The sequence below is a fragment of the Legionella sheltonii genome, assembly GCF_026191355.1.
GTDB lineage: Bacteria > Pseudomonadota > Gammaproteobacteria > Legionellales > Legionellaceae > Legionella > Legionella sheltonii.
This window is the reverse complement of sequence record NZ_JAPHOQ010000002.1, coordinates 79,033-98,131: the sequence shown is the minus strand read 5'-3', so window position 1 is coordinate 98,131 and position 19,099 is coordinate 79,033. Positions and strand designations below refer to the sequence as shown.

The window sequence follows — 19,099 nt, the reverse complement described above, 5'->3', positions numbered from 1 at the left end:
TCAAAGCTCTAATGAGAATGGGTTGAAATTCGTTTTCACGTCATAATGATCGATATTATCTTTTCTTTTTAAATAGTTTGAAACGTGATACGTAATCGGTAATGCACATACTTCATACAAAACTTTGAATAAATACATCGTGCCGATGATTTGCCAAATTCCTGCGTAAGGTATTATGAATAAAAAGGCAATATGAGTAAAAATCAGTGTATCAATACCAACGCCAATAACGGTGCTTGTAATTGCACGAAGCCAAAGTCGCTCTCCGGATGTCAGCACTTTCAATTTGGCCAAAATTATTGAATTGGTAAATTCACCGAAAAAGTAACTGATGATAGAAGCTAAGAAAACCCTTAATGTACCCTGGTATATTGTTGCATATGCCTCTTGGTGCGGCCAATAGGGTGATGGGGTCAAATAAATGGTAAGCCATGTACCTAAAAATACGATAGTATTCGCGAGTAATGCCATCCAAATAATTCGTCTGCTCACTTTAAACCCGTACACTTCGGTTAAAATGTCATCAAAGACATAAGTTAACGGAAAAAAAACTAAACCAGCAGCAAAACTGATTGAGCCAAAAGCTGCGATTTTAAAAGCCGCTAGATTCGATAAGATTAAAAAAGTTGTAAACAGTATTCCTACACTGATGACACTGGATTTGTTTGCTGCAGTTTGCTTTGGAAATTTTTTAATTAAATCCAGATTATTGGTTTGTTCTGCAGAATACAAGGCTGCAATATGCGCGACATCTTCATGTGAAAAATTATCTAGCCATTTCTTTTGATACAATTCACTCACAGGCTTATCAAAAGTTGCTGCGTTACCTGCTACTTGGACTGTAACATAAACCTTCTGGGTATTTTGATAATTGTCATCAATTCCAATAATCCGATAGGCATTAGAAATAATTTTATCTGCTGGTACTTGAAACAGTTGTTTAATTTGGTGAAATAATTTATTGATCATGGTTTCATAGGAGGAACAATAATGTCTGACCTATTTATTATGCCTAAGAATAACACAAAAGTCAGTACACTTGTGCCTGAAACGCTTATTGGTACTTCAATTCAAATGGAGCCCCTTGCCATAAATCATTATGAATTTTTGCGTGTTCCAGCTAATGATCCGCGCATTTGGACTTATATGCCAAATAAAGCGAATGGTGAGTTTTATGAATCTTGGTTTCAAGACTGTCTGATGAAGCAGATTCAAGGCTTACAACTCACGTATGTAATAAGACGAATCAAAGATAATGCATTAATTGGAAGTCGTGCCTATTATGAGATAGAGCCAAAACATAAAAAGTTGGAAGTTGGTTACGGTTGGTTTACTCCATCAGTATGGGGTAAGCGATATAATCATGAATCTTTGTTATTATTATTTCAGAATGCTTTTGAAGCATGGAATATGAATCGAGTCCAAATCGCAACAGACCCATGCAACGTCAAAAACTATAATACCTTAAAAAAATTAGGTGCAACGAAGGAAGGTATTCTTCGCCAGCACATGATCCATCATAATGGTCACATTACCGATACGGCTTTATTTAGTATACTTGCTGAGGAATGGCCGGGTGTGAAAAAGAGGTTGGTGGAGCGATTAGAGCATATAAGGAAGTGAGGATAGAAAGACCACCTACTCGATTTGCTTGTTACACATCATTTATTGGTTAAAAAGTACAGGAAATAAATAAACTATATAAAAAAAAGCTTTTATCTTGTTGTAATGAACAAAAAGACTTATAATTGAGCACTTTTTTATGGGCGCACCACTATGTCTAAAATAATTGCAACACCTAAGAATTCTTTTTTTAATGATCTGCTAATAAAGCAACATTTTTTTACTCAACCTGATGCTCCTTTTAATTGGGACGAGATGATTGCTAAAAAAGAAAATATAAAAAAAATAAAACGCGATCAAGGCGGCGATGTCCTCTATGCTTACATTGAATCTCGGTTCGCTCATGCTCATGCCAGACTCTTTAATGCTAAATTAAGGGAAAGAATTGCAAGCGAAAATGATATGGAACATTTAGAAGTTCGAAAAATCTTAGCATATTTCATTAGCAAGGATATAAGTAAGCACACTTCTCCGATCGCCCAAATTAATTCTTTCCGCCGATGGGTAGATACAGCGCTTATCTTGAGGAAAATGCATAATTATGAAGGATATTTTTTGGTGCGTGATACTTTAATGGAAATGGATAGGGAATATCAATTAACTCAAAACAAGATGTTTAAACCCTATCTTAAGCAGTACCACCGATTGGTAGAAATTGATGCCACCCTGATTGATGAGCAGTTAAGAGCGGATTACAGCAGAATCTCATTAGACAGTTTTGCAAACCCAGACGGTTTTGCCAAGAGAGGGAAGGCGAGTCCAGAGCTTAAAACATTTTTTGAGGGTAGAGAGTACATCGAGTCTTGTATTACAAGAGATACAAAGGACGCTCAAGAAGACTGTCAAATTAAGCACTTTTGTCACTGGATTGACATAGCCATTAGCCTTAGAAAAAAACATAATTATGAAGGATATTTTTTAGTGATTAGCAATTTACAATTGCAAGATAAGATCATTCAAGCCGACTTTCCTAAGTCTTATCTCAAAAAATACAAGCAACTTCTTGAGCATGCCAGTCCTTTCGGTAATTTTGCAAACCTTAGAAAATTATGGGATGAAGATAATTCCCCTAATAAATTAAGAGCTACTTTCTACTGGTCCAAAGAGTTAGCTAATCTTAATGAAAAAATGGAGCAGCAAGAAGGTAATGGGGAAGTACTCGCTTCAATGCATCAAGAAAAAAATAGAAAACTTGCTCTGATCAACAAAGAACAGCAAAGTTTTGCTGATCACGCTGTAACCTATTCAACGAGAATACCGGAGTATTTAGAATCAAAGTTTGCCACGGTCGAGGAACAATACAAAAACAGTAAAAATAAAGTAACTGTAGCCAATCCATAGATCCAAGAGGGTAGTAAAAGTTTAGAGAGTACCAGATGAAAAGAACTTGTCTCCCAAAGGGTACTTTGAGAGACAAATCTTTGCAACTAGAGACTCTTAAACTGCATCTCACCATCTTTATAAGTTACTTTAATCGTTTCACCTGCTTTAAATTTCCCTGTCAATATATCTTGAGCCAAAGGATTTTCCATTTGTTGCTGAATGGTGCGTTTTAAAGGTCTTGCACCATATACCGGATCGAAACCTGCTTCTGCTAAATGCGTTAAAGCTTCTTGAGTTACATCAAGATGAATGTCTTGATGCTTCAGGCGTTTTTGCAAATAGGCAATCTGGATCGCAGCAATTTTTGCAATTTGCGCTTTTTCAAGTGAATGGAAGACCACAGTATCATCAATACGATTAATAAATTCAGGACGAAAATGTTGTCGAACCATTTCCATTACTGCATCTTTAATTTGTTCGTATTTGAATTTATTACCCATCTCTTGGATTAGGTTGGATCCAAGATTTGAGGTCATGACAATAATGGTATTGCGGAAATCTACAGTACGCCCTTGGCCATCTGTCAAACGACCATCGTCCATGACTTGTAACAGTATATTGAACACATCCGCATGCGCCTTTTCTACTTCATCAAGTAAAATCACAGAATAAGGTCTACGACGAACTGCCTCTGTTAAATATCCTCCTTCTTCATAACCTACATATCCTGGTGGTGCTCCAATCAGACGAGCAACAGAATGTTTTTCCATAAATTCGGACATGTCGATACGCACCATGGCTTCTTCAGTATCAAATAGGAATGAAGCCAATGCCTTACATAATTCTGTTTTACCTACACCAGTTGGGCCAAGGAATAAAAATGAGCCAATGGGACGATTAGGATCGGATAAACCAGCACGTGAACGGCGAATTGCATTGGACACAGCATCTATGGCCTCATTTTGGCCTATGAGACGATTATGCAATACTTCCTCCATACGCAGTAATTTTTCTTTTTCGCCTTCCATCATTTTGGCAACAGGGATACCCGTCCATTTAGAAACGACTTCTGCAACCTCATCTTCTGTCACTTTGTTACGTACTAATTTATTCTCATGAGATTCTACTTCAGCTACTTGGGCTAAGCGCTTTTCAAGTTCTGGAATACGACCATATTGTAACTCAGACATACGACTCAGATCCCCAGCTCGGCGTGCAGTTTCCATTTCAAGCTTGGCCTGTTCCAGTGATTCTTTAATTTGTGTGGCTCCTTGCATGGTTGCTTTTTCAGCTTTCCATACTTCTTCCAAATCAGAATAGTTATGTTCCAACTCGTCAATGGTATGTTGCAAATCTTCAAGTCGCTTTTTAGATGCTTCATCATGTTCTTTTTTGAGGGCTTCACGTTCAATTTTCAGTTGAATCAAACGTCGCTCTAATTTATCCATGCTTTCTGGTTTTGAATCGATTTCCATACGAATCAAACTTCCTGCTTCATCGATTAAATCAATCGCTTTATCCGGTAATTGTCTGTCGGTAATATAACGATGTGATAAAGTAGCCGCAGCGACTATAGCTGGATCAGTAATTTCAACTCCATGATGTACTTCATAACGCTCTTTTAAACCGCGCAGAATAGCAATTGTGTCTTCAACACTTGGCTCATCAACCAAAACTTTTTGGAAGCGTCGTTCTAAAGCGGCATCTTTTTCGATGTATTGACGATATTCATCTAAGGTGGTTGCACCGATGCAATGAAGTTCGCCCCGTGCTAAAGCGGGTTTCAACATGTTGCCTGCATCCATTGCGCCTTCAGCTTTTCCAGCGCCAACCATGGTATGAATTTCATCAATAAAGAGAATAATCTGACCTTCTTGTTTGGCTAAATCATTAAGAACTGCCTTAAGTCGTTCTTCGAATTCACCGCGATATTTTGCTCCAGCGATTAAGGCGCCCATGTCTAAAGAGAGTAATCGTTTGTTCTTTAAACCTTCTGGAACCTCACCATTAATAATGCGCTGAGCCAATCCTTCGACAATCGCGGTTTTTCCTACACCAGGTTCACCGATTAAAACAGGATTGTTTTTAGTGCGTCTTTGTAACACTTGGATGGTTCTACGAATTTCATCATCACGGCCAATTACAGGATCTAATTTACCTTGTTCCGCACGAGCAGTTAAGTCAAGCGTATACTTTTCTAAAGCTTGACGTTGCTCTTCGGCGTTAGGATCGTTAATCGTTTCACCACCTCGTAGTTCCTTAATTGCGCTTTCGATGGCTTTAACTTCGCCACCAGCCTGTTTCATGATACGAGAAAGACTACCTTCTTCGCTAATTGCTGCTAAAACAAAAAGCTCACTGGAGATAAAATTGTCTTTCTTTTGTTGGGCTAGCTTATCCGTAAGATTTAATAATCGGTTTAATCCATTGGAAATGTGGATATCACCACCAGTTCCAGATACTTTAGGAAGTTTATCCAATGCCTGATCTAATAGTGTTCTTAATAGAGGAATATTAACTCCTGCTTTACTAAGCAAAGGTCTGCAACTCCCTCCTTGCTGATCGAGAAGAGCCTTCATTAAATGTTCTGGTTCTATAAAGCCATTATCTCGTCCTAGAGCTAATGATTGGGCATCTGCTAAGGCTATTTGAAACTTTGATGTTAGTTTATCCATTCTCATAATATATAACCTTTTAATAGGTGTTAATTTTCTGCAAATGTTCACCACGTTTCATCTTGAGCGATCTTAATTCAAAAAATACTTAGATACGAATAAGCACCGCGTATTTTTCTTAGTTGAGATGGTACATCCCGCTCTCAAATACCGCTTTTTCTCAAAGTATTCAAAATGTGGCGAATACTTACAATTTTCTTGTATCTACCGTAAAATGAGGTTTAATTTAATTATTTCAAGTGACTCATTATGACAAATGACCATCCTTCTAATTCTACTCCGGATTCGCAAGCTTTGCTGAACCAAATTATCATTGATTATATGAAAGAGGCAAAGAGGAAACGCAGATGGAAATGGATAATGCGCGTTATTTATTTGTTAATTATTTTATTTATTGTCTATCGTGTGTCATTAAGTACTAGTGAAGACTCAGGCCTCAATATAAAAGATCATGTCGGTATAATAGACATAACCGGTGAAATGGCTGAAGCAAAAGCCAACGCAGATGATTTTGCTAAGGGATTGGATTCAGCTTATAAAAATTCGGGGTTAAAGGCATTAATTATTCGGATTAATAGCCCTGGAGGCAGTCCGGTTCAGGCTGAGTACATGTATAACATGATAAAGTTTTATCAAAAAAAATATCCGGATATAAAAATTTATTCAGTGTGTGTGGATGCATGTGCGTCTGCTGCATATTATGTTGCTGTTGCAACGGATATGATTTATGCAAGTCCTGCAAGTATGGTGGGGTCTATAGGTGTTTTGTATAATGGTTTTGGTTTTGTTGATCTGATCAATAAAATTGGTATTTCCCGTAGATTACAAACATCAGGTGTAAATAAGTCATTTTTGGATCCTTTCTCTCCTGAAACTGATTTAGCCAAACAAAAATTGCAAGTGATGCTGGATCAGGTTCATCAACAATTTATTAATAGAGTAAAAGAAGGGCGGGGAAGTCGTTTACACATTGATGATGAAACATTTTCCGGACTTTTTTGGACTGGTGAACAAGCTTTAACTATGGGGTTAATTGATGGTTTTGCGAGCAGCGGACAGTTAGCTCGTGACGTGATTAAAATTCCTGAGGTTATTGACTACACTCATAAGCAAAATCTTTTTGATCGCGTGACCAAAAATCTGGGAACTGCTTTAGCTGACGAGCTTCCTTTAAGTTTTGGAGCCAAGCAAGGGTTTCAATAAATTTGTAGTTTGGACTTTTCGTAGCCTGGATTAGCTTAGCGTAATCCGGGCTACAGCCCTGAAAAAGAAATCCCCCTCACTCGGTCCAAGAGAGGGGATAGGGTTCACAATAATTCTTCTTATTTCAAAACAGGTGAAATCGTTTGTAATAATGATTTAAATACTTTAGGAGTACCTGCAACAATGTCTCCGTGCTTGAGAAAATCATCGCCTCCTTGCAAATCACTAATTAACCCGCCTGCTTCTCGAATTAATAATGATCCTGCCGCAATATCCCAAGGACGCAAGCCTAATTCCCAAAAACCATCAAGTCGTCCACTTGCCACATAGGCCAAATCAAGCGCTGCTGATCCAGTTCTTCTAATCCCAGCACATTTACCCAATAAAGCTTCGAAAGTAGGTAAGTATTTTTGTGCAATACTGATATCGCGCGATGGGAAGCCTGTTCCCAGAAGTGAGGATATAAGTTGTGTCTGTTTGGAAACACGTATTCTACGATCATTCAATCGTGCTCCGCGCCCTCGGCTTGCAGCAAAACATTCATGTCTTAATGGATCGTATATAACCCCATGTTCTATCCTTCCTTTCACTTTCACTGCTATAGAAACGGAAAAGAATGGAAAGCCATGTAGATAATTGGATGTGCCATCGAGTGGATCAATAATCCAGACTGATTCTCCATCTCCTTCCTGCAAGCCACTTTCTTCGGCAAGGATACCATGCTCTGGATAGGCCTTATGGATTGTATGGATAATTGCTTGTTCGGCTTTGATGTCTACTTCACTAAAATATTCATGGTTATTTTTAGCGGTAATTTTAAGACGATCCACTTGCTCCATGTGTCGAATAATAATTTCACCTGCCTGTCGTGCTGCGTTAACTGCTATATTTAAAAGTGGTTCCATGAATATACTCTTTAATCTACAAAACCGGTGATTCTAACATATTTTTTTTGAACAAAGAGAGTGAAATATGAAAAAAGCAAAAATCGTAAAAAAGGGTGTTCAATGATATGATATAGTGATCTTAATATGTGAATAAAAAGTTTTTATGAATTTAAGTTCTATCCGTATCATTTTAGTAGCAACATCTCATCCAGGTAATATAGGCTCAACAGCCAGAGCCATGAAAACAATGGGATTAAGTTCACTTTATTTAGTACAGCCTAAATCTTTTCCTGATTATAAGGCAAAAGAAATGGCGGCTGGTGCCGATGATCTATTAGATCATGCCATTGTTACTGAAACTTTGGACGAAGCCTTGATTGGATGCCAGCTTATTCTGGGAACCAGTGCACGGCCAAGAGGTATTTCCTTACCCGGCTTAGTCCCCGCTTCTTGTGCGGACTTAATTAGTCAACACGCGGACAATACTCAAATTGCGATTGTATTTGGAAGAGAGCATGCAGGTCTTACCAACGAAGAACTGCTAAAATGTCATTATCACATTAATATTCCAAGCAATCCCGAGTACAGCTCTCTCAATTTAGCCCAGGCTGTGCAGATTATTGCTTATGAATTGCGAATGAAATTATTAGCACCTAAAGCCGAAGTGGCATTGCGGCAGGATGAGTATGCTACAGCAGATGAAATCGAGCAATTTTACGAACATCTAAGGGAAGTTTTTATTGAGATTCAATTTTTAAAAACTTCAAATCCACGACGATTAATGCAGCGGGTACGACGTTTATTTAATCGTGTAAACTTAGAAAAAATGGAAGTTAATCTGTTACGAGGAATGTTAAGCCAGGTACAAAAATCATTGGAATGGGCAAGGAAAAGAGGCTTAAGTGAACGGGATAATTAAAATACCAATCTATTTTGATTATATGGCAACAACGCCTGTTGATCCGCGTGTAGTGGAGCGCATGATCCATTATCTGGGACCGGAAGGAGATTTTGGTAATCCTTCTTCTATAACCCATGAATATGGACGAATTGCAGCTCTTGCTGTAGATCACGCTCGTGCACAAGTTGCCAATTCAATTCATGCATCGGCACAAGATATAGTATTTACCTCGGGAGCCACAGAAGCAAATAATTTGGCAATAATCGGCGCAGCACACTTTTATCAGAATAAAGGGAAGCATGTAGTTACTATGAGTACAGAGCATAAAGCGGTGCTCGATAGTTTTAACCGGTTGGAAAAAGATGGATTCGAGGTAACTTACCTTCATCCTGAACCCAATGGATTACTCGATCTGGAACAATTAGCTCAAGTATTAAGACCCGATACTATTTTGGTTTCCATCATGCATGTAAACAATGAAATTGGTGTGATTCAGGATATTGAGTCCATTGGTGCTTTATTACGTAATAAAGGAATCCTATTTCACGTCGATGCAGCGCAGAGTGCAGGAAAAATTCCCATCGATTTGACCCGTCTTTCTGTTGATTTAATGGCACTTTCTGCGCATAAAAATTACGGTCCGAAAGGTGTTGGTGCTCTTTATGTCAGGCACAAACCGCGAATTCGTCTCCAACCACAAAGTTTTGGGGGCGGGCATGAAGGTGGGTTACGTTCGGGAACCTTAGCTACCCATCAAATTGTGGGTATGGGGGAGGCGTTCGAGTTAGCTGAACGGGTGCGAGAAGAAGAGCAATCACGATTTTTAAAATATCGCCAGCACTTATGGGAGGGTATTAAACATTTGCCTGGTATTCAGCTCAATGGAGACAAACAAAAACGGATTGCAGGTAATCTGAATTTCAGTTTTGCTGGTTTAGATGGGGATTCCTTGTTGTTAGCCTTGAATGAGTTAGCAGTATCTACTACTTCAGCCTGCAGTTCTGCCAGTATTCAACCCTCCTATGTACTGAGAGAAATAGGGCTAAGCGATGATTTAGCACAAAGTACTATAAGATTATCCATAGGACGTTTTACTAAGGAAGAGGAAGTGGAGCACGCGATTCATGTTATTTGTACGCAAGTGACTCGATTGCGCGACATGTCGCCATCATGATATATAATAAAATAGTACAAGATTGTTTTTTTTCACCCAGACATGTGGGCCTTATTGATTTAAGTGAGCGTTTTACAGTTGTTGTTAAAAACAATCAAAAAGGCCAAGGACTTATTGAACTATACATTCAGTCTAATTCAGATGGTACAATTGTACGAGCTTGCTTTAGAACTAATGGTAATCCTTATATTATTGCAAGTTTGGAATGGTTATGCAGACAGCTGGAAGGGCAGACTACAGATACTGTCCCACAAATTGATTACCAGCTCATTGTCAAAGAATTGGATATCCCTGTTGCTCAGTACCCTATAGCATTAAGAATTATGGATGTTTTTAAAGAAGCATTGCTTTTAATAAAAGATAAATCGAATTGAGAGGTAATATAAAATGAGTGTCGTTATGCATCATGTAGAAAATGCGGTACCCGAAATCAGTTTTACTGACGCAGCGATAAAACATGTGGTGTCTTATTTGCAGAAAAACCCTGAATGTAGGGGAATTCGTTTATCAGTAAAAAAAACGGGTTGTTCTGGTTTATCTTATGTCGTGGATTATGTACTGGCTCCTCAAGATAGCGATTTGATACTTGCGTTGACTGAAAATTATATTTTATGCATCGATAAGTCCAGTTATCCCTTTTTAAAAAACATGAGTGTTGATTATGTAAAACAGGGGTTAAATTATAAATTTATTTTCAATAATCCGAATCAGACAGGTCAATGCGGATGCGGGGAAAGTTTCACAGTGGATTAGATGCTCGTCTAGCCGCAATGAAACAACCCGTCATCGCGAGCTCAGCGAGAGATCTCCACGCTGTAGCACGTTATTATTATGGGAGAGCATTCACTGGGCTCGCGATGACGGGGTTCTATACTACATAGAAAAACGGAAACTCGCTTGATGCTCTTTAATTTGTTTTCGGCTTAATTGTTGCTTATTTGAAAAAAAGCCTAAAAATCGATTCAACTCCATTTTGGCTGAGGCGCCGAAAATCGATTCATCATCAGTCCCGGGTACAATGGGATCACTGACATCTTGATAAATCGAGGTCACTGGATGAGGCTCTTTTTCGAGATGCCAATTCAACTTGCTGTGGCAGCTGGGACAAACCTCTATCGGAAGACCCAATTTGTTAATCCGTTCTTTTTGCAATTGAGTTAGGTAAATACAATGGCCTAACCGTACCTTACCATGTAAGGGATTTTTCTCTTGCACGGGTTGTTGCAATTTCCATTCCTCTAAAGCAGTTAAGATTGCGTCTGTGTCGTTTCGTTCTTGTTCACTATCAGACTCACCTGCATGAATAGCAATGGCGATACCATTTTTTAGAGCCAATAGAATCACTTGAGCTAACTCATCTCCTGCAAGCGTTCTCTTGGCTAAAGGGTTTCCGGAAATGTCCAAACCGACTAATACATTATTTGGGCTTTTTAATATGTGTTCGATAAAGTCATTTGCATCTGCCACAGTGTGCAACGTTCTGTCTAAGCTTAACAATCCCACCGCTTTTTTATTCGGTATTTTTTCACGCGCCTGCAATAGACCAGAAACAAATGCATCTATATATTTATCACGCGACTCATTTGCCATTTCTTTGGGGGTTGTTCTTATTTCAAGATATTTTGCTTCGGAGCATTGCACTACATCCACGACACCCTCAGAAATATCCTCCAGATCTTGGATTATTTTGTGGATCAGGCCAAATTGTTTCCAAATAATGTCGATTAACTCTTTAGTATAACCATTTTCTGGCTGTTGGTTTGTATTATGGAGGTATTCGGTCCGTATGCGTATTAACGCATTGTAAAGTTCAAGGCAATTATGCTTTTTGGCTATTTTTTTCAAAAACTTCAAACTAAAACTTCCATTTAAGTGACAATGCAGGTCGCTTGTATGTTTTTTGGTCATGTTTATCCTTAAAAAAAATTAATTGGATCAGTGTATTAAGAATATTTTTAAAATAAATAGGCGCTTCTGATTTTTTTTTATGAAGGAAATAAAATGTGCAAAATTTCTTATTAATATCCGAGACTTGATAAAAAATGATAAAGGGCGATGAATTAATTAATAAATTCGCCTTGTCCACTTTACATGTAAAGTGGTAAAATTTTTTTTCCTTAATATTTCCTTAAGAAATGAATATCATTAAAACAATATTTACACTCTTTGAGATGTTTGGTACTATATAGGCCATAGTGTTCGGTGAGTGTAAGTACTGGGCATAATTTTGTTTAATTTATTTGTACTAGGAGACTTAAATGAGCACAGATACAATGGTGCAAAGCAGCGAAGCACTTTCACATCAAGTAATTCATGCTGTTAAAGGTTATTTAACCAGTGTTAGTAATAAAGATGCTAATTTGAATTTGTATCAATTAATTGTTGAAGAAGTTGAAGCACCTTTATTTCGCACTGTTATGGAATTAACTCGTTATAATCAATCAAAAGCTGCACGTGTTCTTGGCGTAAGCCGTGGTACTTTGCGTACTAAATTAAAGCGTTATTTTGATGACGAATTTATTGGAACTCGCGATTTCTAAGTGATTAAAACAACCTGTTTTTATTGGTTTTTTCTTATTAAATTTCCTAATATAGTGGCCTTTAGCTAGGCACTCTGCTACTATTGATATCAGAGTTGGTCAGACAATCGCTCTTTGCTTTGCAAAGGGAGGAAAGTCCGGGCTCCCAAGGGTAGAGTGCCAGGTAATTCCTGGGAGGTGTGAACCTACGGAAAGTGCCACAGAAAATATACCGCCTCTTTGAGGTAAGGGTGAAATGGTGCGGTAAGAGCGCACCGCGCGGCTGGTAACAGGCGTGGCAGGGAAAACCCCACTCGGAGCAAGACCAAATAGGAGTCCATTTGACTGAAAAGTCATTACGTGTGACCCGCACGGGACTCGGGTAGGTTGCTTGAGGCATGTGGTGACACATGTCCCAGATGAATGATTGTCCGCGACAGAACCCGGCTTATCGACCGACTCTTTTTATTTCATTGGCCAATCATTTATTTGTCGATTTAACTTTAATCCTGATAATAATTTTCAAAAAGAAGATTGGCGACCTCATATCGTTCCCAAAAGTCTGGCCACGTATCCATTCACGCAATGAGCCTCTTAAGCTGATCTTAATCCCGGATTACAACTTCGTCTAATCCGCGCTGCATGTTTTAAGTCACACCATTGCAAGAACTGATACCCGATTTATGTAAAATCAAAGAAGCTGTTATCGAATTTATCTAACTCAATAGATCGAATTATTTTGTGACTCAATCCTATTGCCTCAATGAAAGGTGTTGCCGAAGGACAAAAAATATACTGAGTCGTTGCCTCAAAATAGGTGTTGCTTTTGAGAGGTTTTGTTGCAGTTAATAAATAGTTGCTATTGAGCCTGGGTAAGCGCGCCAGCAACTACATAATTTAATAATTATCTCCGTTTCGTCATACTCTGCAACATCAATTTAGAGAGGAGAGTACGATGAATATATCCCCACAAATTATATCCCCCCAAGAAACAGATGGCACGAAAGAACAGAGATGGATGGAGCATGTAACGCATCAAAAAGAAAGTGGTTTGTCGCGAGTAACGTACTGTCGAAAGCATCAATTAAACTACCATCAATTTGGCTATTGGGAGCGAAAGTATCGGGAAGAAATAGCTTCATCCAAATTAGTACCGATTCAATTAAATAAGCTGACACAAAGAGCTCCAGAGACAGTATGCACCTTGGTATTGAACAATGGGCATGAGCTAAAAATTCACGACCAGACTTTATTGCCAATGTTGTTGTCCTTGTGGGGTTAGCCATGTTTTTATCATTTAATGCAAGCATATGGCTCTATCCAAAGCCTATTGATTTTAGGCGACAAATTGATGGACTGGTGATGTTGATTTCCGACCATCTTCAGTTGAACCCCACATCAGGGCAAATTTTTCTTTTCAGAAACCGCCAAGCCAATAAAATAAAAATGCTGTGGTGGGAGCGAAATGGGTTTTGGCTCTGTTATAAGCGATTGGAGCAAGGAAAACTAAAATTTCCCAAACACGATGACGCGGTCATGAGCCTTACCAATGACCAATTAAGCTGGCTGCTCTCAGGATTGGATTTTGCAAAACACACATTGTTGCCGGAAGTATTGGCTACGAATTTCTATTAGAAATAATTTACAAAAAACGATTAATTTGTTTTTAAAATCAACGTAATGTGATATAATTGACTCAGCAAACAGGTGCCATTTCAACATGATGTACGAAGAAAAAATAGAGCAATTAAGTAACGAAATACTCGCATTAAAAGCAGAGCTTGCTCTATCTCAAGCACGCAATGAACACTACGCGGAAGCCTATGATTCTTTAAAAGCACAAATCATGGAGCTACGCCGTCACCGTTTTGGCAAGCGCTCTGAGCGTTATATTGACCCTGAAAATCCTCAGCTGTCTTTGTTTGAAAATAATCAGAGCATTTTTTCTCAGGCTGAAGCAAGCGGTGAGCAGACCGAAGAAATGACACCAGTGGCTGCCCATACAAGAAAGAAGAATAAAAAAGCGCAGAAAGAACTACCCCGTCGCATTGAAATTATTCCGGTATCTGATGAAGACAAGCAATGTGCCTGTGGTGCATGCAAAACAGTGATTCGTTATGAAACCAAAGAGCTACTGCATTACCAACCTTGCGTCATCGAAATTGTGGAGCAACGACGTGAAGTAGTTGCTTGCACTAAAGGATGCGAGAATCAAATCGTAACCGCAGCAGCGCCCAAACAAATTCTCCCCAAAATTAAAGCAACAGAAGAGTTTTTATCATTCCTGGTGGTCAGCAAGCTGGATGACAGGCAACCACTGTACCATCTGGAGCGACAACTCAGCGAACGACATGGTATTGATTGCTCACGCCAAACCATGGCGCGCTGGCTCATTGAGTTAATGACACCACTGCGTCCCATTTATAATCTGTTGAAAGACAGTGTGATTGAGTATGATGTGGCCAGTTGTGATGCAACGACCTTGCAGGTCTTGCATGAGCCTGGAAGAAAAGCAGAAACCAAATCCTATGTGTATTGCATTCGGGGTGGACCACCGGATAAATCCGTTATTCTTTATGACTACAACGATGTGGAGCACAAACAATTTATTTACGATTGGTTTGTCGGATTCAATGGCTATTTACATGTCGATGGTGACAATTTTTTTGAACTTGTGGGTAGCAGCAATGCGCACATTGTCAATTGCAACGCGCATGCGCGCAGAAAATTTGAACCTATTGCCCAATCTAATAAAGGCAAAGGCATTGCCAAAGAAGCCATGCGCTTTTTTAAAGAGCTTTATAAAATAGAGCGTGAGGCTAAAAATAATCAACTGAATCCAGACCAACGTCACCAGTTGCGTCAGGAAAAATCCAAACCACTCATGGAAGCCTTTAATACATGGGTTGATAAGGTCTATCCTACAACTTTGCCCCAATCACCGCTTGGGAAAGCACTCAATTACTGTGTTAAATATAGAGATGGACTGATGCGCTTTTTAGATGATGGGCGTCTGGAAATCGATAACAATCTTACTGAACAAGAAATCAAACCCTTGGTCATTGCTCGAAAGAACTTCTTGTTTTGCGCCTCTGTTGAAGGTGCTGAGGCCTTGTGTTTACACTTCAGTATCATCAGAACGGCTAAATTACACAATCTCGACCCTTATCATTACTATGTCATGTTGTTAAAGAACGCTCCTCTTTGCAACAGTGTTGATGATTATGAAAAACTGTTGCCTTGGAATATTGGCTTAGATTATACCCCTAAGTTGTAAATTGTAAGCCTGTGGTTCTTGGAGCGCTTACGAGCCTGGTCGATATGTGGACGAGAAGCCTGTGAGTGTGAGCAATAGCTGTGGGTAACATCTTTTTGTTATCCATGGCTTTGTTCACACGTCCCATAGGGCACAGGCAGGTCCGAAGGACTCGTCCATCATATCCACAGGCTTTATCCCCAAACAGGTCTAATGTAATGTTTAATCTTTTCATTAAATAGCCTTTCTCTGTTTTGTATTCTGAACCTGAACGAATCTAAATACTAATTTTAGCTTCTTTTGGATCTTCTTTTGCAGATTAAATGGGTCCAGTGTAATAAACTGCTCTTGTAAGGTCTTTTTTTGATCTAATGTAAGACAGCTGGAAGCCATTAACCGTTGGTAAGGAGTTTGCGGTTTGTCATATTTTTTCTTAATCTTGGATTGGATTCGCACTTTATCAATCAATTTAATACAGGGATAGAAAAAATTAAAAAGAAGAGAAACCTCATTAGAATATAAGCCATTCATGAGTTCCACTATCTTTGGATTATCAAAGCGATGATAGCCAAAGAGCTGACGAACATGAGTCCAGTTTTTCTGTTCAACATGCGCATTATCGTCTTTTTTATAAGGACGTGAACGGGTAAATTGTACGGATTGTTGAGAACCGCGGTCAGTAAAATAACGAATAAGGTGCCAATTAAGAAACTCTGAGCCGTTATCACAATCAAACCCTTTGATTTCAAAAGGTAAGTTTTCTTCTATGTTTTCTATGCCTTGCAGTACACCTGTCGCTCCTTTATTCCAAGTAGCACGCATTTCTGTCCAGCCACTGAAAATATCGGTCATTGTAATTGACCAGACAAAATCACCCATTAGCGAAGTACCACAATGTGCCACAGTATCTGCTTCCATAAAACCAACTTGTCTGGTGTCCCACTGGGTTGTATTAATCGGAATATGTTTTCTTAAAAGGCTTCCGGGTTTCGTTCCACTTAAACCTTTTCCATAGCGAGATTTAATGGGTTTTAGCAAGCGATCGATTGTTGCAGCACTCATTGCCAGCAATTGAGCAGAGAGCTCATCTAATGAAGTCTCATGATGTTTCTGATAATGTGGTAACCATATGGGCAGAGCCTCTTTTAAGCGCTTGCCACACATCTGATCCGTAGCAAGCCAAATCTTTTTAAGCGGCTCCAATAATATACTAGGGTCATAAATTTTCTTTTTGCCTGGTTTTTTAGGTTTTTTATCACCAACGGGTAACTGCCTTAATAACCTAGCTGCCGCTTTACGGTGATAGCCATGTGTCTCGCAAAACTCATCCAATATGCGTTTCTTCACCTCACGATTACCTCGGTGATAACGCCAACGCTGTGTTTTCAAATATAAATCCATGCGTACTTCCCCCATTTTTGCTTTCCTCCTTTCGGCAACAGCAATAGTGAGGCAACGATGCAATTTACATACTTATTTGGACATGGCTTCGGCAACAGGTATTTTGAGGCAATGTGTCAATTGGCTAATCTTTCATCTCTTTAAGTATTCCTTAATCTTAATTGGCTATAATATGTCCATACTGTTTCCTATGCATCAAAATTAATATGAAAACTGAACAGCTGCGGGCCATTTATACTAACCCAGAAGAAATCTCCGAGAAGCAAATGCTCCTAGAGCAAATTAAGGAGCTCGCTGAATTAGAGTTTAATGAAAATTTCAACAAATTCATTAAATCAAAGGAAATGGACATTCAGTTATTCATGTCGCCTGCCGGGTTTGATGCCTCAAAATACAGCTAGAACTATTTGGATTTCCTAAATGATCTCATTCTTGCCCTGTCCTTAGAAGAAAAGGATATCAAGACAGACATTATTCGTCAGAAACGTGCTCTGAATGAAGATTATTCAACACGGAGAGGCTCTAGGGACAAATATAAGCCTATTAACGACGTTGGCGGAAACACGACTCTTCCTAAGAACGTTATTATACGTCTGCATGCATTTATAGAAAAGTTAGAGCCCCTTCGAAATCAACAACTAATCCTCCAAGCGCAGTCCTTAGTAAAATTAACAAATGAAGAGATCACTGCAAAACAGCACGACCTCACACGCATGCAAGGCGATTATCTTAAGTTGCTTTCAAGCTCACATACTTCGCCCCAATCATTTGTTGAGTTTGAGCGGAATTTTGATCTTTTGTTGAATGAGAAAATTTTTTCCGCGCTGAAACAACAACTTGTCAAAAGAAAACTCGATATGAGTGGAATTATGGAGAAAGGAAACGCAACCTCTGTTGAGGAAGCGATTAGGGAGGAGCAATCCAAGCTTGATGTGCTCATCGCGAACTTTGAATCGATTATGGAGCAGGCTGCAGTATTAAAAAACTTAACGGCACTGTTTAAGAAAATAAAAAATATTGAAGGCATTGTCATACAAGCAGATAATCTACTAATGCCTTCAGACGCTCAGAAACTTCAAGAGTTAATCCAATTGCTTGAAAAGAAGGAACAAGAAATACAAAGTATTAAGCAAGAGATTGAGATTAGTGGAACCTCAAAAGAACATCAACAAACTGTCCAGAATATTAATAATATTGAAAAATGCATTAAGCAAAAAAGGGAACAAGCTACATTATTATTAGAGCAAGTTAGTACTACAAGCAGTAAATCCCAACAAAAAGAAGAGCAATCAGATACAGTTTCTACTCCAAAAGAAATTACACCAGTCGTTGTAGAAAGAGTGGAAGAAATACAGCAACCAACTACCCCGCCTATTGAGAAAACGGAACCATCCATTCGGCAGGAAAAGGAACAAGATGTATCGTTGATACCGCTAAATGGCCAACAAAAAGAAGATCCCTCAGACCATATTTCTCTTACTTCAAACGGCGAGCAGCCTCCTAATCAAAGCGACCAATTGAGTGAAAAAGCGATCGCAGATAAGAAAATACGACTGCAAGAGGCAATCTCGTTAATAAATATGTATAAGGGAACATTAGAAGACGAAAAAGTACATTCGGTAAAATTTTTCCATAAATCACGAAATCAAGCGAAGATCGACTATTGCTCGTCATTAGAAAAAGAACTTGGAAAACAAATGGAAACTTTAAACTCTACAAGCAACGTACTTGATATTATTAATGAGGCTCATAACAGCGTAACACAAGGTTCTATTGAAGAAATTACCAAAGGCGGTAGTTATTTCGGTACAAGCCGCATGCTCAGTGTACAACGACTTTTGGGTGTTAAGGAAGCCTGGGAAAAGAAAGGACACTCCAAATTTCTTGGAATTCCAACAACCTCTGATTTTCATGGGCTTAAAAGCGCGGGTATGGTGGGTACGAATGTACAAAACATTGTGAATAATTTCTATAATGAAACAGTGCAAAGTGATAACGAATACCAGGCACTAAAAAAACAGGTATTCCCCGAAGAACCTGTCAGTAAGCTAAGTAATAATTAATAAAATTCGCCTCATTTGAACTCGCGGGAGAAGTGCTTTGTCCCGTCATCCCGAGCGTAGCAAGGTATCTCCCT

At 38.9% G+C, this 19,099-nt stretch carries 18 protein-coding genes and 1 other RNA gene; 14 read left to right on the top strand and 5 right to left on the bottom strand.

From position 1 onward, the window contains the following. On the bottom strand, positions 1 to 969 hold the full coding sequence (locus OQJ26_RS02445) for a queuosine precursor transporter (protein WP_265702316.1): 969 nt from the start codon (positions 967 to 969) through the stop codon (positions 1 to 3). Between the two features lie 21 nt (positions 970 to 990). Here OQJ26_RS02445 and OQJ26_RS02440 point away from each other — a divergent pair, with 21 nt between their 5' ends. Further along, entirely contained in the window at positions 991 to 1,623 is a 633-nt protein-coding gene (locus tag OQJ26_RS02440; RefSeq protein WP_265702315.1) for a GNAT family N-acetyltransferase, read from the top strand. A 153-nt stretch (positions 1,624 to 1,776) separates the two neighbouring features. After that, positions 1,777 to 2,964 (top strand): RasGEF domain-containing protein, encoded by a 1,188-nt coding sequence (locus tag OQJ26_RS02435; RefSeq protein ID WP_265702314.1) that lies wholly within the window; start codon positions 1,777 to 1,779, stop codon positions 2,962 to 2,964. 86 nt (positions 2,965 to 3,050) lie between these two features. Here OQJ26_RS02435 and clpB read toward each other — a convergent pair whose 3' ends face one another. Then, on the bottom strand, positions 3,051 to 5,627 hold the full coding sequence (gene clpB, locus OQJ26_RS02430; RefSeq protein WP_265702313.1) for an ATP-dependent chaperone ClpB: 2,577 nt from the start codon (positions 5,625 to 5,627) through the stop codon (positions 3,051 to 3,053). Between the two features lie 243 nt (positions 5,628 to 5,870). Between clpB and OQJ26_RS02425 the strand changes: the two genes are divergently transcribed. Then, positions 5,871 to 6,824, top strand: a complete 954-nt coding sequence (locus OQJ26_RS02425) for a S49 family peptidase (protein WP_265702312.1) — start codon at positions 5,871 to 5,873, stop codon at positions 6,822 to 6,824. 119 nt (positions 6,825 to 6,943) lie between these two features. Here the strand turns inward: OQJ26_RS02425 and OQJ26_RS02420 are convergent, their stop codons facing one another. Beyond that, positions 6,944 to 7,729 (bottom strand): inositol monophosphatase family protein, encoded by a 786-nt coding sequence (locus tag OQJ26_RS02420; protein ID WP_265702311.1) that lies wholly within the window; start codon positions 7,727 to 7,729, stop codon positions 6,944 to 6,946. 145 nt (positions 7,730 to 7,874) lie between these two features. Here OQJ26_RS02420 and trmJ point away from each other — a divergent pair, with 145 nt between their 5' ends. The 4 genes from trmJ to OQJ26_RS02400 are packed head-to-tail and all read left to right on the top strand — an operon-like array spanning position 7,875 to position 10,539. Beyond that, positions 7,875 to 8,630 (top strand): tRNA (cytosine(32)/uridine(32)-2'-O)-methyltransferase TrmJ, encoded by a 756-nt coding sequence (gene trmJ, locus OQJ26_RS02415; RefSeq protein WP_265702310.1) that lies wholly within the window; start codon positions 7,875 to 7,877, stop codon positions 8,628 to 8,630. After that, the gene (locus tag OQJ26_RS02410) at positions 8,614 to 9,786 is read left to right on the top strand and encodes an IscS subfamily cysteine desulfurase (protein WP_416209935.1); all 1,173 of its coding nucleotides are present in this window, start codon (positions 8,614 to 8,616) and stop codon (positions 9,784 to 9,786) included. Before trmJ ends, OQJ26_RS02410 begins: the two co-directional genes overlap by 17 nt. Further along, positions 9,783 to 10,160: an iron-sulfur cluster assembly scaffold protein gene (locus OQJ26_RS02405; protein WP_265702309.1), complete on the top strand. Its 378-nt coding sequence runs from the start codon at positions 9,783 to 9,785 to the stop codon at positions 10,158 to 10,160. The genes OQJ26_RS02410 and OQJ26_RS02405 overlap by 4 nt, the downstream gene beginning before the upstream one ends. Before the next feature lie 13 nt (positions 10,161 to 10,173). Further along, positions 10,174 to 10,539, top strand: a complete 366-nt coding sequence (locus OQJ26_RS02400; RefSeq protein ID WP_265702308.1) for a HesB/IscA family protein — start codon at positions 10,174 to 10,176, stop codon at positions 10,537 to 10,539. Positions 10,540 to 10,659: 120 nt separating this feature from the next. Here the strand turns inward: OQJ26_RS02400 and OQJ26_RS02395 are convergent, their stop codons facing one another. Then, on the bottom strand, positions 10,660 to 11,694 hold the full coding sequence (locus OQJ26_RS02395) for an amidohydrolase family protein (RefSeq protein ID WP_265702307.1): 1,035 nt from the start codon (positions 11,692 to 11,694) through the stop codon (positions 10,660 to 10,662). Between the two features lie 350 nt (positions 11,695 to 12,044). Here OQJ26_RS02395 and OQJ26_RS02390 point away from each other — a divergent pair, with 350 nt between their 5' ends. The 5 genes from OQJ26_RS02390 (at position 12,045) to tnpC (ending at position 15,582) form a co-directional block, all read left to right on the top strand. Next, positions 12,045 to 12,326, top strand: coding sequence for a helix-turn-helix domain-containing protein (locus OQJ26_RS02390; protein ID WP_028381835.1), 282 nt, complete (start codon positions 12,045 to 12,047; stop codon positions 12,324 to 12,326). 91 nt (positions 12,327 to 12,417) lie between these two features. Then, positions 12,418 to 12,772: RNase P RNA component class A (rnpB, locus tag OQJ26_RS02385), an RNA gene on the top strand. A gap of 488 nt (positions 12,773 to 13,260) precedes the next feature. Next, positions 13,261 to 13,587, top strand: coding sequence for an IS66 family insertion sequence element accessory protein TnpA (gene tnpA / locus OQJ26_RS02380; RefSeq protein WP_265702306.1), 327 nt, complete (start codon positions 13,261 to 13,263; stop codon positions 13,585 to 13,587). A 2-nt stretch (positions 13,588 to 13,589) separates the two neighbouring features. Continuing rightward, complete coding sequence (tnpB, locus tag OQJ26_RS02375; protein ID WP_265702305.1) at positions 13,590 to 13,940, top strand: IS66 family insertion sequence element accessory protein TnpB; 351 nt, start codon at positions 13,590 to 13,592, stop codon at positions 13,938 to 13,940. Between the two features lie 85 nt (positions 13,941 to 14,025). Continuing rightward, on the top strand, positions 14,026 to 15,582 hold the full coding sequence (tnpC, locus tag OQJ26_RS02370; RefSeq protein WP_265702303.1) for an IS66 family transposase: 1,557 nt from the start codon (positions 14,026 to 14,028) through the stop codon (positions 15,580 to 15,582). 213 nt (positions 15,583 to 15,795) lie between these two features. On the opposite strand, the gene OQJ26_RS02365 is transcribed toward tnpC, so the two are convergent. Further along, positions 15,796 to 16,962, bottom strand: a complete 1,167-nt coding sequence (locus OQJ26_RS02365; RefSeq protein ID WP_265702302.1) for an integrase — start codon at positions 16,960 to 16,962, stop codon at positions 15,796 to 15,798. A gap of 206 nt (positions 16,963 to 17,168) precedes the next feature. On the opposite strand from OQJ26_RS02365, the gene OQJ26_RS02360 reads away from it, so the two are divergent. Together OQJ26_RS02360 and OQJ26_RS02355 are read left to right on the top strand one after the other, a co-directional pair. Beyond that, positions 17,169 to 17,363: a hypothetical protein gene (locus OQJ26_RS02360; RefSeq protein ID WP_265702301.1), complete on the top strand. Its 195-nt coding sequence runs from the start codon at positions 17,169 to 17,171 to the stop codon at positions 17,361 to 17,363. 6 nt (positions 17,364 to 17,369) lie between these two features. Next, the gene (locus OQJ26_RS02355) at positions 17,370 to 19,025 is read left to right on the top strand and encodes a hypothetical protein (RefSeq protein WP_265702300.1); all 1,656 of its coding nucleotides are present in this window, start codon (positions 17,370 to 17,372) and stop codon (positions 19,023 to 19,025) included. Positions 19,026 to 19,099: the final 74 nt, after the last annotated feature.

What these genes read in the sequence shown, in the direction of transcription:
- tnpB (WP_265702305.1), top strand. Translation starts at nt 13,590, where the DNA reads ATGTTTTTATCATTTAATGCAAGCATATGGCTCTATCCAAAGCCTATT.
- OQJ26_RS02425 (WP_265702312.1), top strand. Translation starts at nt 5,871, where the DNA reads ATGACAAATGACCATCCTTCTAATTCTACTCCGGATTCGCAAGCTTTG.
- OQJ26_RS02390 (WP_028381835.1), top strand. Translation starts at nt 12,045, where the DNA reads ATGAGCACAGATACAATGGTGCAAAGCAGCGAAGCACTTTCACATCAA.
- OQJ26_RS02365 (WP_265702302.1), bottom strand. Translation starts at nt 16,962, where the DNA reads ATGGATTTATATTTGAAAACACAGCGTTGGCGTTATCACCGAGGTAAT.
- tnpA (WP_265702306.1), top strand. Translation starts at nt 13,261, where the DNA reads ATGAATATATCCCCACAAATTATATCCCCCCAAGAAACAGATGGCACG.
- tnpC (WP_265702303.1), top strand. Translation starts at nt 14,026, where the DNA reads ATGATGTACGAAGAAAAAATAGAGCAATTAAGTAACGAAATACTCGCA.
- OQJ26_RS02395 (WP_265702307.1), bottom strand. Translation starts at nt 11,694, where the DNA reads ATGACCAAAAAACATACAAGCGACCTGCATTGTCACTTAAATGGAAGT.
- OQJ26_RS02420 (WP_265702311.1), bottom strand. Translation starts at nt 7,729, where the DNA reads ATGGAACCACTTTTAAATATAGCAGTTAACGCAGCACGACAGGCAGGT.
- trmJ (WP_265702310.1), top strand. Translation starts at nt 7,875, where the DNA reads ATGAATTTAAGTTCTATCCGTATCATTTTAGTAGCAACATCTCATCCA.
- clpB (WP_265702313.1), bottom strand. Translation starts at nt 5,627, where the DNA reads ATGAGAATGGATAAACTAACATCAAAGTTTCAAATAGCCTTAGCAGAT.
- OQJ26_RS02360 (WP_265702301.1), top strand. Translation starts at nt 17,169, where the DNA reads ATGAAAACTGAACAGCTGCGGGCCATTTATACTAACCCAGAAGAAATC.
- OQJ26_RS02440 (WP_265702315.1), top strand. Translation starts at nt 991, where the DNA reads ATGTCTGACCTATTTATTATGCCTAAGAATAACACAAAAGTCAGTACA.
- OQJ26_RS02445 (WP_265702316.1), bottom strand. Translation starts at nt 969, where the DNA reads ATGATCAATAAATTATTTCACCAAATTAAACAACTGTTTCAAGTACCA.
- OQJ26_RS02400 (WP_265702308.1), top strand. Translation starts at nt 10,174, where the DNA reads ATGAGTGTCGTTATGCATCATGTAGAAAATGCGGTACCCGAAATCAGT.
- OQJ26_RS02435 (WP_265702314.1), top strand. Translation starts at nt 1,777, where the DNA reads ATGTCTAAAATAATTGCAACACCTAAGAATTCTTTTTTTAATGATCTG.
- OQJ26_RS02405 (WP_265702309.1), top strand. Translation starts at nt 9,783, where the DNA reads ATGATATATAATAAAATAGTACAAGATTGTTTTTTTTCACCCAGACAT.